We start from the raw sequence: 16,352 nt of genomic DNA on the forward strand, positions 1-16,352 counted from the left end.
TTTGAAATTTGAGAACCAATATGACTGATTTAACAACCCTCACAATTGCGCAAGCTCGTGATGCTTTAACAAAGAAGAATCTCAAAGCAACAGAATTAACGGAAGCTTATTTACAAGCAATAGAATTAGCTAATCCAATTTTGAATGCTTATGTAACAATAACAGCAGAACAGGCAATGAAAATGGCTGCTGAATCAGACAGTCGCTTAGCGAAAGGGCAGGGAGGGCTTTTAGAAGGAATCCCCTTGGGGATTAAAGATCTTTTTGCAACCTATGGTGTTCATACTCAAGCCTGTTCACATATCCTTGATGGTTTTAAACCGCACTATGAATCAACTGTCACAGCTAATTTATGGCAAGACGGTGCTGTGATGTTAGGAAAACTTAATATGGATGAGTTTGCTATGGGCTCATCCAACGAAACATCATATTATGGCCCCGTTATTAGTCCATGGAGAAAAAAAGGCTCGAATGAAAAACTCGTACCCGGTGGTTCATCGGGAGGATCTTCTGCCGCTGTTGCTGCACAAATTTGTGCTGGGGCAACAGCAACAGATACAGGTGGCTCAATACGTCAACCAGCAGCTTTTACTGGAACTGTAGGAATAAAGCCAACTTATGGACGTTGTTCGCGATGGGGCGTTGTCGCGTTTGCTTCATCTCTTGATCAAGCTGGACCTGTTGCCAGAGATGTTCGTGATTGTGCTATCTTACTCAGATCAATGGCCTCTTTTGATGAAAAAGATTCTACTTCCGTCAATTTACCAGTTCCTGATTATGAAAGTTATCTTGGTCAATCAATCAAAGGAATGAAAATAGGTATTCCAAAAGAATATCATGTGGATGGAATGTCTCCAGAAATTATTGAGCTTTGGCAAAAAGGAATAAATTGGTTAAAAGAAGCAGGTGCTGAGATTAAGGATATTTCTTTGCCTCATACAAAATATGCTCTACCTTCTTATTACATTATAGCTCCTGCAGAAGCCTCTTCTAATTTAGCGCGTTATGATGGTGTGCGTTTTGGTTTGCGCATGCCTGGAAAAGACATCATTGAGATGTATGAAAATACACGTTCTGTTGGTTTTGGTAATGAAGTTAAGCGGCGTATTTTGGTGGGGACTTATGTCCTTTCATCTGGTTATTATGATGCCTGTTATCTAAGAGCTCAAAAAGTAAGAACACTCGTAAAACGTGATTTTGATCAATGTTTTGCTTCAGGCATTGATGCTATTTTGACACCAGCAACACCAACACCTGCTTTTGGTATTGCTGATGAAAAAATAAAAACTGATGCTGTAGCAATGTATCTTAATGATATTTTTACGGTACCAGTCAATATGGCTGGTTTACCAGGAATTTCTGTTCCTGCTGGTCTGTCATCAAATGGTTTACCTCTAGGATTGCAATTGATTGGTAAACCTTTTTCTGAAGAAGTCATTTTTCAGATAGCGCATATTATTGAACAAGAAGCAGGAATATTCAGTGCAGAAAAATGGTGGATGTAATAGTCAAAATTCACAAAGGAGCATTTCTCATCCTTATGAGAAATGCTTTTTTAGAAGGTGGAGGGAATGAGCTCTATTTCCTTAATTCGTAGTCTTTATCCACCAAGATAGGCTTCTTTAACACGCGAATCAGAGAGCATAGTTTTTCCTTCACCGTGAAATAAAATATGTCCTACCTCTAAAATATAAGCATAGTCAGCTATGGAAAGTGCAGCAAATGCATTTTGTTCAATAAGAAGAACAGTTTTTCCCATATCATTAATTTTTCGAATAATAGAAAAAATTTCTCGAACGAGAAGTGGCGCTAACCCCAACGAGGGTTCATCTAATATGACCATATCAGGATTGCTCATGAGTGCACGGCCCACAGCAACCATCTGTTGTTCACCACCTGACATTGTTCCTCCCAACTGTTTTGCTCTTTCACGTAGGCGCGGAAAAAGGTCAAATATCCATTCAATATCACGGGAAATTCCCTGCTTATCGTGACGAATATAAGCACCTAGATGAAGATTCTCTAAAACAGTGAGATGGGGCATGATACGTCGTCCTTCAGGACTTAGAGCAATCCCTAATCGCAAAATCTCTTCTGGTGATTTTTTAATAATAGATTTGCCATTATAGGTAATTTCTCCATAAACAGAGCGATTAAGTCCTGTAATAGAACGTACAATACTGCTTTTTCCTGCACCATTGGCTCCAATTAAAGTGACAATACTGCCCCGCTTTATGGACATAGAAAGATTTTGGACAGCTTTAATGGCGCCATAATGAACGTAAAGATTTTTTATTTTAAGAATATCCATAAACATCTCCGCCAAGATAAGCTTCAATAACTTTAGGGTTATTACGAATTTCATCTGGTGTACCATTGGCAATGCAACAGCCATATTCCATAACCAAAATATGTTGGCAAAGCCCCATAACCACTTTCATATCGTGCTCAATAAGAAGAATTGTAAGATCAAAGTCTTTTTGCACTTTTGCGATGAATTTTCTAAGATCTTCACTTTCTTGTGGATTCATGCCAGCAACAGGTTCATCAAGAAGAAGCAATTTGGGCTTTGTGGCTAACGCGCGTGCAATTTCTAGACGTCGTTGCACACCATAAGGTAAAGCTGTTGCCGATTGATTGGCAAGGTGATCAAGTTGTAGCTGTTCAAGGAGCTCCAAGGAATTTTTATAAACTTCCTTCTTTTCTTTCATTGCTTTTGAAAAAAATAGAGCTGAAGAAAACCAAGGATATTTTTGTCGAACATGCGCTCCTACCATAACATTCTGCAAAACCGTTAACCCTGAAAAAAGACGAATATTTTGAAATGTTCTGGCAATATGGCTTCTACAGATAATATAAGGAGACGCTCCAGAAATTTTTTTCTCATCAAAAAGAATGATGCCGCTTGTAGGAGCATAAAATCCAGAAATCATATTGAAAACTGTTGTTTTTCCAGCACCATTGGGACCAATTAACCCAGTAATACTTCCTCGTTTAATTGCCATATTAACATTATTTACAGCAACTAATCCGCCAAAACGCATTACAATATTATTGAGTGAAAGGATGTTGTCGTTCATAGCTTTCCCTCAGTATTAGAAAGCTTTTTGCGTTTCAAAAAGCTATAAATTCCATTCCATGAGAATTCTCGTTGTCCCATTAACCCTTTTCTCCAAAACAAGATAATTACCAGCAATAAAAGAGAAAAAACAACCATACGAAGTCCTGGGGTTTCTGGAATATGTATAAAACCTAAGTCAAATGGACTTTCAATAATACGAAGCCATTCAAGCATTACTGTAATAATAATGCTGCCAATAATGCTCCCTGTAATTGAACCGAGACCACCAGCAACAACAATCATCAAAATATTAAAAGTCAAAAGAAAATTAAACATTTTTGGATCAATGGTTGAAATAAGAGCCGCCATTAATGCGCCACCTATACCTGCAAAAAACGCTCCAACAGTAAAAGAAAAACTACGGTAGAAAAAAGCGTTAATTCCCATAGTTTTCGCAGCTATTTCATCATCACGGATAGCACGTAATACGTTACCAGTATTGCTTTGCAGTAAGAGGACAATAAAGAGAACAGTAAATGCTAGCCAACCGTAGTTCCACCATAATGTTGCATTTTGAGGTATTCCTTTGATTCCCAAAGAGCCATTTGTGAGCGATGTTGCGTTCGTAATGACAATGCGAATAATTTCTGCAAAACCTAATGTTGCAATTCCAAGATAATCACCACCAAGACGCAATATTGGTAAAGCAATCAATAAACCTACAACTGCAGCACACAAACCACTTACAACAACAGCGATAAAAAAAGGTAACTGTAAATGGTATAATGGTTCAGCAATAGGATCAAGAATCCACATCATTTCTTTTTGTTCAGGGGAAAGAAGTAAAATTGCGCAAACATAAGCACCAATAGCCATAAATCCAGCATGTCCAAGAGAAAACATACCTGTGAAACCGTAAATCAAATTAAGCGAAATTGCCAATATCGCATTAATAGCAATCAGATTTATGATACGAAGCGTATAGTCATTAAAATGGCTATCAGCATAAAATAAAAAACCTATAAAAACGAAAATACTTATACACGATAAAACAGTTGTCGCTGACTTCGCCATTAGATTTTCTCCTGACTTCTTTTACCCATTAATCCTGTGGGCAATATCAATAAAATCAGAATCAATAAAATGAAAGCGAAGGCATCTCGATATCCAGATAGCGCGGGAAAAAATGCGATAATCATAATTTCAATAAACCCTAATAACAATCCTCCCAACATTGCACCTGGTATCGAACCAATACCTCCGATAACAGCAGCGATAAATGCTTTGAGACCAGGAAGAACACCCATATAAGGCTGAATTTGAGGATAACGTAAAGACCACATAATGCCTGCTATGGCGGCAAGAGCTGAGCCTATTCCAAATGTAAACGCAATAACTTTATTGACAGACACACCCATCAAACGTGTTGTTTCAATATCATGGGAGATTGCGCGCATAGCAAGACCCGGTTTTGTTTTATGGATAATCCATAATAGTAATAAAATAAGAATTAATGACACAAAGGGAACGATCAAAGACATGGGAGCAATTCTGATGATACCATCTGCTCCTGATCCTAGATGCCATAAAAATGGTGTTACAAGAAAATCTGGCTGTTGTACACCTTTCGGAACACCACTAAAGAGTACAGTAGCAAGATTTTCAATAAAAAAAGAAACACCGATTGCACCGATAAGTGCCGAAATACGCGGAGCATGGCGTAGAGGTTTATAAGCAAATTGATCAACAGCAACACCCACAGCACTTGTAATAAAAATGGAAAAACAAAGAGCTAAAACCCAAATCGGTGTAAAATCTTGTGGGGAAATTTTAAAATAATAAACAAATCCTAGCGCAAGAATTAAAAAAGTAGCAATCCAATAAATTGGAGGACGCCTTTTAAAGCCTATAAAGACCGAATAATAAACAAGAGCAGCAAGGAACAAAAGAAGAAAAGCTGCCCAAGCAGGCATAAAGCCAATTGTGGAAAAGAAAACAAAATATGCTCCCAGCATAAAGATATCACCGTGAGCAAAATTAATGAGTCTCAGTATACCGTAGACCATGGTGTAGCCAATAGCAATAAGCCCATAAAGAGATCCCAATGCCAGTGCATTAAAAAAGTACTGGATGAACATTTCAGTGCTCATCTCTCATCCTTCCACATTTGTTAATTTACATAGGACAATAAGAAATTTCTAAGTTTTTGGTTGAGAAAAAGATCCTCAACCAATTCTTGCATTTTAATAAGTACAACTTTTTAATTAAAAAGCAGGTTTAACTTCTTCTAAATAAACACGTTTTCCATCCTGTATTTTAATGATACCAATAGGAATTTTAGGATTATGATTTTCATCCATTGACATATCCCCAAAGGGGGTAGGAAAATCTTTTAATTGGCTAAGTGCGATAGTAATTTTTTCACGATCAGTGCTACCAGCATTTTCAATAGCCTTCATGAACATCATATAACTCGTGTATCCCAAAACAGAATTGATATTTGGTTCTTTGTCAGGGTAAGCTTTTTTCCATTCTTTTGTGAATTCTTGCGCAGCTACTGACATATTTGGCATATCCTCACTATAGGGAAGTGTCGTATGTAAGAAACCTTCTGCAGCTTTTCCTGCAATCGTAATGGTTTCTGGATTATCCATAGCATCTCCACCCATAATTTGAAACTTAGCCCCTAATTCTCGTGCTTGTTTCATGATGATAGCACCTTCAGAAAAGTAAGATGGAATGAATAAGATATCAGGTTTCTGGGCGATAATTTGCGTGAGAACAGCTGAAAAGTCCTGATCTCCAGAATTATAATTTAAATTTGAGATAACTTCACCACCTAATTTTTTGAAAGCACGCGTAAAATAACTTGCAAGACCAATAGCATAATCGCTTGAAATATCTTTAAGGATAGCAGCCTTTTTTGCGTGTAAAGTTTGGCTTACATAAGTTGCGATTCCTACTCCTTGATAGGAATCAATAAAGCAAGCACGAAAGTAATATTTTTTACCCTGTGTAACAAGGGGACTTGTTGAGGACGTTGCAATGGTTGGAGTCTTTGCCTTTTCAGATATTTCACCACCTGCTAACGAGAGCGAAGAACCATAGCTACCAATGATTCCACTCACTTTTTCACTTGCTGTTAAACGCATAACAGCATTAGCCGCTTCTACTTTATCAGACTTATTATCAATAATAACAAGTTCTACTTTACGTCCTAAAATTTCTGGAACTTTTTTATGGGCTAATTCTATACCTCTAATTTCAAGCTGACCTCCAAATGCATTTTGACCACTTAATGGAAGATAAACACCAATCTTAATAGGTTCACTCGCATAAACATTTGCTGTAAATGCCATAAATGCTGCGATTATCGTAAGGATTTTCTTCAATTGCATTGCGCATTTTCCTTAATTGAATTGTCGTTTTTTCACCTTATATTGAACTTCTTCATCATGCAAGTTACACATTAATCAAAATATCATTATGTAAAAAAACTTTATATATGACCTCTTTTGTAGGGCACTTCTTGTAAGGTATGTAAAGTGTACAATCAAATAGTTTTATAAATATTCATGTTGATATTCTCTGACATTAACATAGAAGATACGACAATGTGGGGAAATCTTATCTTGGGGCTTGCGTGTTGATACAAGAGCAATGTTTACTTAAACCTAGAGAATCAATATCGTACAATTTATAAGCTACAGGATCACGTTATTATGACGAGTAAGGATGCATTAAAGGATTGTTCCCCATCTGAGGATAGTATAGGTGCTTGTGGGGAGATTATCGAAATCAGTGGTGTCATTAAGTGGTTTGATGGTAGTAAGGGGTATGGATTTATTGTACCTGATTTACCTCATTTCCCCGATATATTATTGCATGTTACAGTAATGCGAAGGGATGGTTTTCAAACAGCTTTGGAGGGAGCTAAAGTCATTTGTGCTGTGGAAAAAACTGAACGAGGATTAAAGTGCGTTCAGGTGAAATCCATAGATTGTTCTTCAGCAATTCATCCATCAGAAGTTCCAGCCCGTACCCATGTTGTTGTTACTCCAGAAAGTGGACTAGAACGAGCAATTGTTAAATGGTTTAATCGTGACAAAGGATACGGTTTTCTTAGCCGTGGGCAAGGAACAGAAGATATTTTTATTCATATGGAAACATTGCGCCGTTTTGGTTTAGCAGAGCTTCGTTCCGGTCAAGTTGTTCTTGTACGTTTTGGTAAAGGAGAAAAAGGTTTAATGACAGCAGAGATTTATCCGGATATAGGCATTCCTTTAGCTACGCATTAAATTTCACGAGTGAAATCAGTATGTTTCCTGTATTTTTAAAGGTTATTGTTTCATAAATTGCTATAGAAGTAGATTTTTAAAGAAAATATAGCTCTCGTGAATCTATAAACCAAATGAAGGAAATTGTGCATATTACGTTGAAAGAAACTAGAAAATAACAAGGAAGCAATTCTCTTGTTTTTTGACTTTTAAACTCTGGTACTTTTTATTTTATAAACAAAATTTAAAATTTTTCTGTGGTGGAGACAAGAATGTTAAGGCCTTTTAAAAAGGGGCATGTTGTTTTATTGGTGATGCTTTTTATGCTAGATATGCGTGTTGTTGTAGCAAAGGAGCCCATAGAGATTCCTGTGCATCCGATTCCTTTAGAAATACATACAAAGCAAGGTCCGGTTTTTTATAAGGTAGAGATTGCTTTTACGCCAGCTCAAGCAGCAGCTGGTTTAATGTATCGAACTGATTTTCCACGCGATCGTGCAATGCTCTTTAAGCAGCTAAAAAGTTCTCAATCGGGAGATGAGCAGAAAATTTTTATGTGGATGGCAAATACCCCTTTACCTTTAGATATGATTTTTTTAAACTCTGAGGGAATTATTGTATCGATTGTTGAAAATACTTCTCCATTTTCAACAAAGACCATTTCATCAGAAGTTCCTGCAGCTTTTGCACTTGAGATTAACGCTGGTGAAGTTTCTGAAAAAAAGATACAAAAAGGGCAACGTGTTATTCATCCTGTACTTTGTGGAAAGTGCAATAAAAAATGACCGCTGAAGATATTCGTTTTTTTGAATATAATGGTTTGCGATTTGCTTATCGAGAAGAAGGGCAGGGCGCGCCTATTTTGTTGATCCATGGTTTTGGATCTTCTGCACGGGTGAATTGGTATGCAACGGGTTGGTTCCGTATTCTCACTGAAGCAGGATATCGTGTTATTGCTCTTGATAATCGCGGTCACGGAGATTCAGTTAAAAGTTATGATCCTGTCTTTTATACACCTCAAGCTATGGCTGGCGACGCTGTAAAGTTACTACAGCATTTAGAGTTATCTAAAGCTCATGTTATGGGATATTCTATGGGGGCTCGTATTAGTGCTTTTATGGCTCTTTTGCATCCAACATATGTACACAGTGTTATTTTTGGTGGTTTAGGTATTGGTATGGTGACGGGAGCAGGAAATTGGGAGCCCGTTGCTGAGGCCCTTTTAGCAGAAGATATTTCCACCATTACCAATGCACGCGGTTTAATGTTCCGTAAATTTGCAGATCAAACGAAAAGCGATAGACGTGCTCTTGCTGCTTGTATCATCACATCAAAACAGGAGTTAACGGCGTCTGAAGTTTACAAAATCAAACAACCAGCACTTGTTGTTGTTGGTTCATTAGATGAAATTGGCGGTGCTGCAGAGCCATTGGCAGCCTTGTTGCCTTGTGGTGAAGCTATATCAATTCCTGATCGAGATCATATGCTTGCTGTAGGCGATAAAGTTTATAAAAAAGGTGTTATCGATTTTCTTTCTCGTTATCCTATAAAATAAGAATTCTTCATAGCTTTTAGAATTTACAGAAATACCCAATATTTTTATCTCGTATAAATTAAAAAAGCTTATTTAAAAATCTTTCTTTTGTGACATAAGTTTTTATAAAGAATGAAAAGAAAAATAAACTCTTATTAGCTTATTTTGTATATTTTTCAGAGATGTAACTCTTCTAAGATTAGATAATTATACTTTAAAAGTTATTAAAAAGAATTATTTTTGAATGATGTAATAAATATTTTTTGCTAAAAAATGTAGTTTTAAATAAAAAAATATTGTTATTTATATTTTTTATAAAAGGAACAAAATTATAAATTATTGATCAATTTATTCTTACGAATATGCATTCTAAATACAGATGCTAAAATTGGAGATAAAGTAAAATTATTAAAAATATACAGTTTTTTTGCCATTTTTTAATCTATACGGGTATATTTAATAATGATAGACTCTTTTTGTAAACGTTCTTTATGAATTTATAAAGAACGTTGTAAATATATGTAACATTAAGTAAATATTCAGATTATGCTTTTTTACTGACTTTACAGAATCATAAGAGTGTCTTATTTGCGCGACACGCAATTATTTTAATCGTTTCAAAAAACAGGAGAGCATAGTGAATGCTGATGAAATAAAAAAACTTGATAATTATTTTAAAAATATATTCCAAAACTCAGCATTGCAAGTCAGAGCACGGCCTAAAAAGAGTGATTCTTGTGAGGTTTATATGGGAGATGAGTTTTTAGGCATTATCTATCGAGATGATGATGAAGAAGAGCTCTCCTATAATTTTTCAATGGCTATATTAGATATTGATTTAGAAAATTGATTTGTTATTCATAGTTGAATGAAGTCTTTTTATCCCATAAGATTTATATAAGTTTTAACGCTTTAAAGCTCGTATGGTTATTTCGTGCAATAATAAGATGGTCATGGATAATAATGCCTAATGCATTTGCTGCATCTTTTAATCTATATGTCATTGTTATATCTGCATCAGAGGGGGTGGAATCGCCAGAAGGGTGATTGTGGACTAAGATAAGTCCTGAGGCGGATAACTCTAAAGCGCGAGAAATAACTTCACGAGGATAAACAGGGGTATGATCAATGGTTCCAGTTTGTTGCACCTCATCAGCAAGCAAGCCGTTTTTCTTATCAAGAAATAAAATACGAAATTGTTCACGTGTTTCGTGAGCCATAACAGCTTTACAATAAGCTAAAACTTTATCCCATGATGAAAAAATATCGCGTTTAAACAATTGCGCACGAGCAAGACGTCCAGCAACATCTGAAATAATTTTTAAATCAATTGCAGTGGCGGGACCACATCCTGGAATTTCTTGAAGTCGGTGAATGTCCGCTCCCAACACATCAGCTAATGAACCAAAACGCGCTATCAAATTTTTAGCTATGGGTTTTGTGTTTGCACGGGGTATTGTGCGAAAAAGCAATAATTCAAGATACTCATAATCTTCAATTGCATTTCCTTTTGACTTTAAATAGCGCTTCCGAAGACGTTCACGATGTCCTTGATAATGTTTATGAAGCTGTGCGTTTTTCTGAGGCTCTTCACTTTTTCTTTCTGATACTGGGGTGAGTGGAGAACTCGATGTTAATGCAAAGTGATTACTTTGAGTACCTTCCTTTTGATTTAATTTTTTAGCCATAACATCTCTACGTTGCGTTAGGTATGCGAATTTGGAATATAAAAAATATTTTTAGGAGATTGCGTAAATATTTCATATCCTTCATTTGTCACACCAATTGTATGTTCATATTGTGCTGTCAGAGAACGGTCACGGGTAACAGCAGTCCAACCGTCAGATAAAATCTTAACTTGTGGTTTACCAAGGTTAATCATAGGCTCAATTGTAAACATCATACCTTGTTTTAATTCGACTCCTTCTCCAAGGTTTCCATAATGGAGGATATTGGGAGCATCATGAAAAAGCTGGCCGATACCATGTCCGCAAAAGTCTCTCACAATTGAACAGCGTTCAGATTCTGCATACTGTTGAATGGCTGCCCCGATATCACCTGTCGTTGCTCCAGGCTTAACGACAGCGATTCCTTTCATAAGACTTTCATAGGTTATTTTTAGCAAGCGTTCTGCTGCACGCCTAATTTTTCCAACAGGATACATTCGGCTTGAATCCCCATGCCAACCATCAAGGATAAAGGTTACATCAACATTTACAATATCACCTTCTTGCAAAGGTCTTTTATTGGGAATGCCATGGCAGACAACGTGATTGATAGATGTACAGCATGAATGGCTGTATCCATGATAATTTAGATCAGCAGGAAGTGCTCCTCGCTTAGCTCCAAAAACGAATACAAAATCATCAATTTCTTGCGTAGTAACGCCCGGCTTAATAATATCCGTAAGCGCATCAAGGCATTCTGCAGCAATACGACCAACTTCACGCATTTTAGCAAAAGCATAATCATCGAAAATGCGGATTTTTCCATTAAATTTTAAAGGGATTTTATTATATTCGATATACTCAGTCATTGTTTCTTCTATTTTCTATTTTTACTCTCTGAATCGGAAAAATGCCTTCTACACTTACATGACACTTTACAGCATAACATTCTACCCCTGATTTTAATGCTAAATCAAACTTACGTCCATAGAGTGGATCAAGATCATGACAAATTGTAAAAGCTGTGCAATCTTCTCGTTGAATAATATAAAGCATAGCAGCTCGTTTTCCTTGTTGTACAACTCCTATGAGCTCATCAAGGTGACGTGCACCACGTTTTGTTTCGCTATCAGGAAATTCTGCTAATCCTTTCTGACGAATAAAATGAACATTTTTGACTTCTAGGTAACAATCAGGAAGAATGTCATCTTGTAAAAGAAAGTCAATTCGTGATTGTGTCCCATAGCGTTGTTCTTTTAAAATTGTTTTATATCCACTTAATTCTGGTAGTAATCCGTTTTGAATTGCCTCTAACGCAAGCTTATTGGGTAAAGAAGTATTAATGCCAACCAAAGTATTATCGGCTTCAATAATTTCTAATTGATAGGCATATTTTCGTTTGATGTCGTTATGATAAGAAAGCCAAATATTGGAGTTGAAAGCTGTTAATCCAAGCATTGATCCTGTATTAGGTACAGACACGGTGAGGACATGCTGATCATCTTGTTGAACATCTGCAAGGAAACGTTTATAACGACGGATAAGCTTTGCAGGAAAAAGTTTGGGAATAAAGTGCATATCCCTTTTTAGGATTTATGATTTCATAATTCAACTGAGATTATGATTTGCAGGGGCTGTTTCCTATTAAAAGTAGATAAAATTGATGTAAAAAACGCTACGATATTGTTCACTTTAATGGCTTTTAAAATTTATTATTAGGTTTAGAAACTATTATCTTTGAATGAAAAGATAACATTGTCTATAATTTATTATTAAACAGCATTAGAGTATTGTGAAAAAGGTTTCGTAAAAAATAGTGGAGAGGGAGATAGTTTAAGTGAAACTAGGTAAGATTGATGGCAGGAACGAATAAGAATCGTGAAAATTTAACAAATGGTCCCATTATTATTTTAGTTGAACCGCAGCTTCCTGAAAACATTGGTATGGTCGCAAGGGCAATGGCGAATTTTGGGCTTTCTAAGCTTCGATTAGTCAAACCTCGAGAAATGTTTCCAAATGAAAAAGCTAGAGCTGCTGCAAGTAAAGCTGATCATGTCATTAACAATGCTGTGATTTTTAACACATTGCGTAATTCAATTGCAGATTTACACTATGTTTTTGCCACAACAGCACGTGAAAGATGTGGATTTAAAACTGTAAAAAGTGCTGTCGAAGCAGCAAGCGTATTACGTCAGCGTGAAAGTATCGGACATAAGACAGGTATTGTCTTTGGAAGAGAGAGATGGGGACTAGAAAATGATGAAATCAGCCTTGTTGATGAAATTATTACTTTTCCAGTTAATCCTGCTTTTGCGTCACTTAATATTGCGCAAGCGGTTCTTTTAATGTCTTACGAATGGATGAAAACTGGTTTAGAGAATGTCAGCGATACGGCATTTCGTGCCGCAGAGATGGAACCTGCAAATAAAACAATATTTCATGGTTTTTTATCTCAGTTAGAAGAGGCTTTGAATATCCGTGGGTATTTTAGACCCCCAGAACGCAAAGAAGTAATGATTGCAAATTTGCGCTCTGTTTTTACGCGCGCTAACTTTAGTGAACCTGAGGTTCGTTTATTGCGAGGCATTATATCTTCTTTGGATCATTTTTCGCCACAATATCCACGGGGGAGTAGAGCACCTGAAGAACGTGATCGTAAAAAAATTAAAAATAAGTGTGAAAACTAATGGATGAACGACCTGTTCTTTTTTTTGATAGCGGTATTGGTGGTTTAACAGTGTTTAGGGAAGCGCGTATTCTTATTCCTGAAATGCAATTTATCTATGTTGCTGATGATGCAGGATTTCCTTATGGAAATTGGAAAGAAAATATTTTGAAAGAGCGTATTTTGAAGATTTTTACAAATCTTTTAACACGCTACAATCCAGCTTTATGTGTGATTGCTTGCAACACTGTTTCTACACTGATGATAGCAGATTTACGACAGAATTTTCCTCATGTCCCTTTTGTAGGAACGGTTCCTGCAATTAAATCAGCTGCAGAACAAACAAAATCTGGTTTTATTTCCGTATTAGCGACTCCAGGAACAGTTAAACGTGCTTATACAAATGAATTAATTAACTCTTTTGCTGGACAGTGTCATGTTCAGCTTGTGGGAAGTAAAAAGCTGGCTGGACTTGCTGAAGATTATTTACGGGGAAAATCTATCGATTCAGAAGAGTTAAGAAAAGAAATCCTGCCATGTTTTGTGGAAAAAAATGGACAATATACGGATGTTATTGTTTTAGCCTGCACACATTATCCTTTTTTGATTAATTTCTTTCGTGAACATGCTTTATGGTCCGTTGAGTGGATTGATCCGGCGAAAGCGATCGCCAAACATATCAGATCTTTATTACCATTGTCGGGAGAAATACACCATCAATATATAAAGAAATATCAAGATTTTGCGTTGTTGACATCGAAAAATATCACTTCTTTAACGGAGAATTTGTTTAAAGGATTTGGCTTAAAACTCATGAAAGGAGTTGACTTTGGGTTACGAGACCAATAATGATGATCTGGCTATTTTTTCAAGAAAATAGCATTAATTGACGTGTCCCGTGGATAACTTTGCATATTGATATGTTAAGGTATTCTGTCAGTCTTTAGTATTTAAAGGCAGAGGAGGGCGCGTTTCCTTGGGATCTTAAGATCTCGTGTTTTATTTTATAAGGAAATGCGATGAGTAAACGCGAAACAACAAAGTATAAAATTGACCGTCGTATGGGAGAAAATATTTGGGGGCGTCCAAAATCTCCTGTCAATCGTCGTGATTATGGTCCAGGTCAGCATGGACAGCGTCGTAAAGGAAAACTTTCTGACTATGGGGTGCAGTTGCGCGCTAAACAGAAATTGAAAGGGTTTTATGGAGATATTTCAGAAAAACAATTTCATAAAACCTATGAAGAGGCAGCTCGTCGACGGGGCGATACTGGCGAAAATCTTATCGGTCTGTTAGAATCACGTTTGGATGCTGTTGTTTATCGTGCAAAATTCGTACCTACGATTTTTGCTTCTCGCCAATTTATCAATCACGGTCATGTTAATGTCAATGGGCGGCGCACAAACATTCAATCTTATCGTTGTAAACCAGGTGATGTTATTGAGGTTCGGGAAAAATCGAAACAACTTGTTTTAGTGTTAGAATCAGTGCAATTGGCAGAACGTGATGTCCCTGATTATATTGAAGCAGATCATAAACAGATGAAAGCAACCTTTACGCGTATTCCTGCTTTTGCAGATGTTCCTTATGCTGTGCAAATGGAACCTAATTTGGTTGTTGAATTTTATTCTCGATAATTTTTCTGTAAGAGAAATTGTTTCTCTCTTCTAGTATGATAACTTCAAAATATTGTGTTATTCTTACAATATTTGAAGTTAATAAGTTCTTTTTGTAAATGGTTCTATATTAAGTTTATTGCTATGTTTTATAGTCATAAATTTGTATAGTTCCATTTCTTTTTTGTGTATCTAATTTATAAATTCAAAAAACATAAATGTAAGCTTGCTTTAATATTTTTTTATCTTTGCAAAACGAGCTGTTTATTGTGCAGGATATGGTATTATGAATGATGTTCCAGTTGAATATCAAGTAATAGAAGAAAACGAAGGGAGAGATGATCCTTTAATAAGCGAAGCAGATAATTGTCATCCAATGTTTCGTGTTGCTCCTTCAAGCGTAGAATTTAATAAATTACGCAAACGACTTTTACGTCATATGCGACAAGCTTTGGATGATTTTTCTATGCTCTCTACAGGAGAAAAATGGCTTGTTGCTTTATCGGGTGGAAAAGACTCTTATGGTTTATTAGCGCTTCTTTTAGACTTAAAGTGGCGAGGTCTTTTATCCGTTGAAATTCTTGCCTGTAATCTTGATCAAGGGCAACCAGGATTCCCTAAGCATATTCTTCCAGACTTTTTAAGTTCTTATAAAATTCCATATCGTATTGAATATCAGGATACTTATTCCATTGTTACAGATAAATTGGCAGAGTCGCAGACATATTGTTCACTTTGTTCTCGATTACGACGTGGTAATCTCTATCGTATTGCACGTGAAGAGGGATGTTCTGCATTAGTTTTAGGTCATCATCGTGATGATGTTTTAGAAACATTTTTTATGAATTTGTTTCACGGTGGCCGATTAGCTGCCATGCCTGGAAAACTTAAAAATGATGAAGGAGATCTTTTTGTGTTACGTCCTCTTGTTTATGCTGCTGAGGAAGATATGGAAAAATTTTCTCAAGCAATGCAATTTCCGATTATTCCTTGTAATCTTTGCGGTAGTCAAGATGGTTTGCAACGTAATGCCATGAAAGAAATGCTGAAAAATATAGAAAGACAAATGCCAGGACGTAAAGATACGATGATTCGCGCTTTAACAAATGTACGCCCAAGTCATTTGCTTGATAAGAAATTCTTTGATTTTAAAACGTGTTAATAATAATTAGATATTTAAAAAAAATAAGTTCAAAGAGTTTAAGATAAGATACTTATTTATAATGATAATTTATTGTTTTTTTAATTTAGATACGTCAGATTGTTTTGTTTCAAATTCTCTTATATTGCATCTATAAAAAACATCTGCCTGCATATCACAAAGGAAATTCTCGTGTGCATCAAACTCTCTTGAAAAAATTTTTCTTTCACTAACCAATGACTGTCGCAATATCAAAAATAGGAAAATAGTACGATTGTTGATTTGCTCTTTTGTTAATTAAAAATAGTGAACCTTGTGGATTTTATTTTATTCTGTTGCGCCGCCATCACCGTCATTTAAGGTATTAAATTAAGAGAATATATAACTGCTT

The 16,352-nt window shown here is 36.1% G+C and carries 16 protein-coding genes and 1 pseudogene; 9 read left to right on the forward strand and 8 right to left on the reverse strand.

The window, feature by feature from the left end; translation table 11 throughout:
• The first annotated feature begins 20 nt into the window (after nucleotides 1-20).
• On the forward strand, nucleotides 21-1,505 hold the full coding sequence (gatA, locus tag ACFILY_RS05230; RefSeq protein WP_375631121.1) for an Asp-tRNA(Asn)/Glu-tRNA(Gln) amidotransferase subunit GatA: 1,485 nt from the start codon (nucleotides 21-23) through the stop codon (nucleotides 1,503-1,505).
• Nucleotides 1,506-1,600: 95 nt separating this feature from the next.
• Here the strand turns inward: gatA and ACFILY_RS05235 are convergent, their stop codons facing one another.
• From ACFILY_RS05235 to ACFILY_RS05255, 5 genes are all read right to left on the reverse strand, one after another.
• Nucleotides 1,601-2,311, reverse strand: coding sequence for an ABC transporter ATP-binding protein (locus ACFILY_RS05235; protein WP_273791026.1), 711 nt, complete (start codon nucleotides 2,309-2,311; stop codon nucleotides 1,601-1,603).
• The gene (locus tag ACFILY_RS05240; RefSeq protein WP_273791027.1) at nucleotides 2,298-3,080 is read right to left on the reverse strand and encodes an ABC transporter ATP-binding protein; all 783 of its coding nucleotides are present in this window, start codon (nucleotides 3,078-3,080) and stop codon (nucleotides 2,298-2,300) included. Before ACFILY_RS05240 ends, ACFILY_RS05235 begins: the two co-directional genes overlap by 14 nt.
• The gene (locus ACFILY_RS05245) at nucleotides 3,077-4,135 is read right to left on the reverse strand and encodes a branched-chain amino acid ABC transporter permease (protein ID WP_375631122.1); all 1,059 of its coding nucleotides are present in this window, start codon (nucleotides 4,133-4,135) and stop codon (nucleotides 3,077-3,079) included. Before ACFILY_RS05245 ends, ACFILY_RS05240 begins: the two co-directional genes overlap by 4 nt.
• Entirely contained in the window at nucleotides 4,135-5,211 is a 1,077-nt protein-coding gene (locus tag ACFILY_RS05250) for a branched-chain amino acid ABC transporter permease (RefSeq protein ID WP_273791029.1), read from the reverse strand. Before ACFILY_RS05250 ends, ACFILY_RS05245 begins: the two co-directional genes overlap by 1 nt.
• Nucleotides 5,212-5,325: 114 nt before the next feature.
• The gene (locus ACFILY_RS05255; protein ID WP_273791030.1) at nucleotides 5,326-6,459 is read right to left on the reverse strand and encodes an ABC transporter substrate-binding protein; all 1,134 of its coding nucleotides are present in this window, start codon (nucleotides 6,457-6,459) and stop codon (nucleotides 5,326-5,328) included.
• A gap of 324 nt (nucleotides 6,460-6,783) precedes the next feature.
• Between ACFILY_RS05255 and ACFILY_RS05260 the strand changes: the two genes are divergently transcribed.
• The 4 genes from ACFILY_RS05260 (at nucleotide 6,784) to ACFILY_RS05275 (ending at nucleotide 9,722) form a co-directional block, all read left to right on the forward strand.
• Nucleotides 6,784-7,359, forward strand: coding sequence for a cold-shock protein (locus tag ACFILY_RS05260; RefSeq protein WP_273791031.1), 576 nt, complete (start codon nucleotides 6,784-6,786; stop codon nucleotides 7,357-7,359).
• 251 nt (nucleotides 7,360-7,610) lie between these two features.
• Entirely contained in the window at nucleotides 7,611-8,123 is a 513-nt protein-coding gene (locus tag ACFILY_RS05265) for a DUF192 domain-containing protein (RefSeq protein WP_375637617.1), read from the forward strand.
• A complete protein-coding gene (locus tag ACFILY_RS05270) occupies nucleotides 8,120-8,893 on the forward strand; it encodes an alpha/beta fold hydrolase (RefSeq protein WP_375637618.1) in 774 nt (257 codons plus the stop codon). Before ACFILY_RS05265 ends, ACFILY_RS05270 begins: the two co-directional genes overlap by 4 nt.
• 616 nt (nucleotides 8,894-9,509) lie before the next feature.
• Nucleotides 9,510-9,722, forward strand: a complete 213-nt coding sequence (locus ACFILY_RS05275) for a DUF3126 family protein (RefSeq protein WP_375637619.1) — start codon at nucleotides 9,510-9,512, stop codon at nucleotides 9,720-9,722.
• A 43-nt stretch (nucleotides 9,723-9,765) separates the two neighbouring features.
• On the opposite strand, the gene radC is transcribed toward ACFILY_RS05275, so the two are convergent.
• From radC to sfsA, 3 genes are read right to left on the reverse strand one after another with little or no spacing between them, the layout of a single operon-like run.
• Nucleotides 9,766-10,560 (reverse strand): DNA repair protein RadC, encoded by a 795-nt coding sequence (gene radC / locus ACFILY_RS05280; RefSeq protein ID WP_273791035.1) that lies wholly within the window; start codon nucleotides 10,558-10,560, stop codon nucleotides 9,766-9,768.
• 17 nt (nucleotides 10,561-10,577) lie between these two features.
• Nucleotides 10,578-11,408: a type I methionyl aminopeptidase gene (map, locus tag ACFILY_RS05285; RefSeq protein ID WP_375637620.1), complete on the reverse strand. Its 831-nt coding sequence runs from the start codon at nucleotides 11,406-11,408 to the stop codon at nucleotides 10,578-10,580.
• Entirely contained in the window at nucleotides 11,401-12,117 is a 717-nt protein-coding gene (gene sfsA, locus ACFILY_RS05290) for a DNA/RNA nuclease SfsA (RefSeq protein ID WP_273791037.1), read from the reverse strand. The genes map and sfsA overlap by 8 nt, the downstream gene beginning before the upstream one ends.
• A gap of 278 nt (nucleotides 12,118-12,395) precedes the next feature.
• On the opposite strand from sfsA, the pseudogene ACFILY_RS05295 reads away from it, so the two are divergent.
• The 4 genes and pseudogenes from ACFILY_RS05295 to ttcA all read left to right on the forward strand — a co-directional run bounded on the left by ACFILY_RS05295 (nucleotide 12,396) and on the right by ttcA (nucleotide 15,982).
• Nucleotides 12,396-13,233, forward strand: a pseudogene (locus tag ACFILY_RS05295) (RNA methyltransferase).
• Nucleotides 13,226-14,053 (forward strand): glutamate racemase, encoded by an 828-nt coding sequence (gene murI / locus ACFILY_RS05300; RefSeq protein ID WP_273791039.1) that lies wholly within the window; start codon nucleotides 13,226-13,228, stop codon nucleotides 14,051-14,053. Before ACFILY_RS05295 ends, murI begins: the two are co-directional and overlap by 8 nt.
• 170 nt (nucleotides 14,054-14,223) lie before the next feature.
• A complete protein-coding gene (rpsD, locus tag ACFILY_RS05305) occupies nucleotides 14,224-14,841 on the forward strand; it encodes a 30S ribosomal protein S4 (RefSeq protein ID WP_273722651.1) in 618 nt (205 codons plus the stop codon).
• Between the two features lie 265 nt (nucleotides 14,842-15,106).
• Nucleotides 15,107-15,982: a tRNA 2-thiocytidine(32) synthetase TtcA gene (gene ttcA, locus ACFILY_RS05310; RefSeq protein ID WP_273791040.1), complete on the forward strand. Its 876-nt coding sequence runs from the start codon at nucleotides 15,107-15,109 to the stop codon at nucleotides 15,980-15,982.
• Nucleotides 15,983-16,352: the final 370 nt, after the last annotated feature.

Source organism: Bartonella sp. CL25QHWL (assembly GCF_042195335.1).
GTDB lineage: Bacteria > Pseudomonadota > Alphaproteobacteria > Rhizobiales > Rhizobiaceae > Bartonella.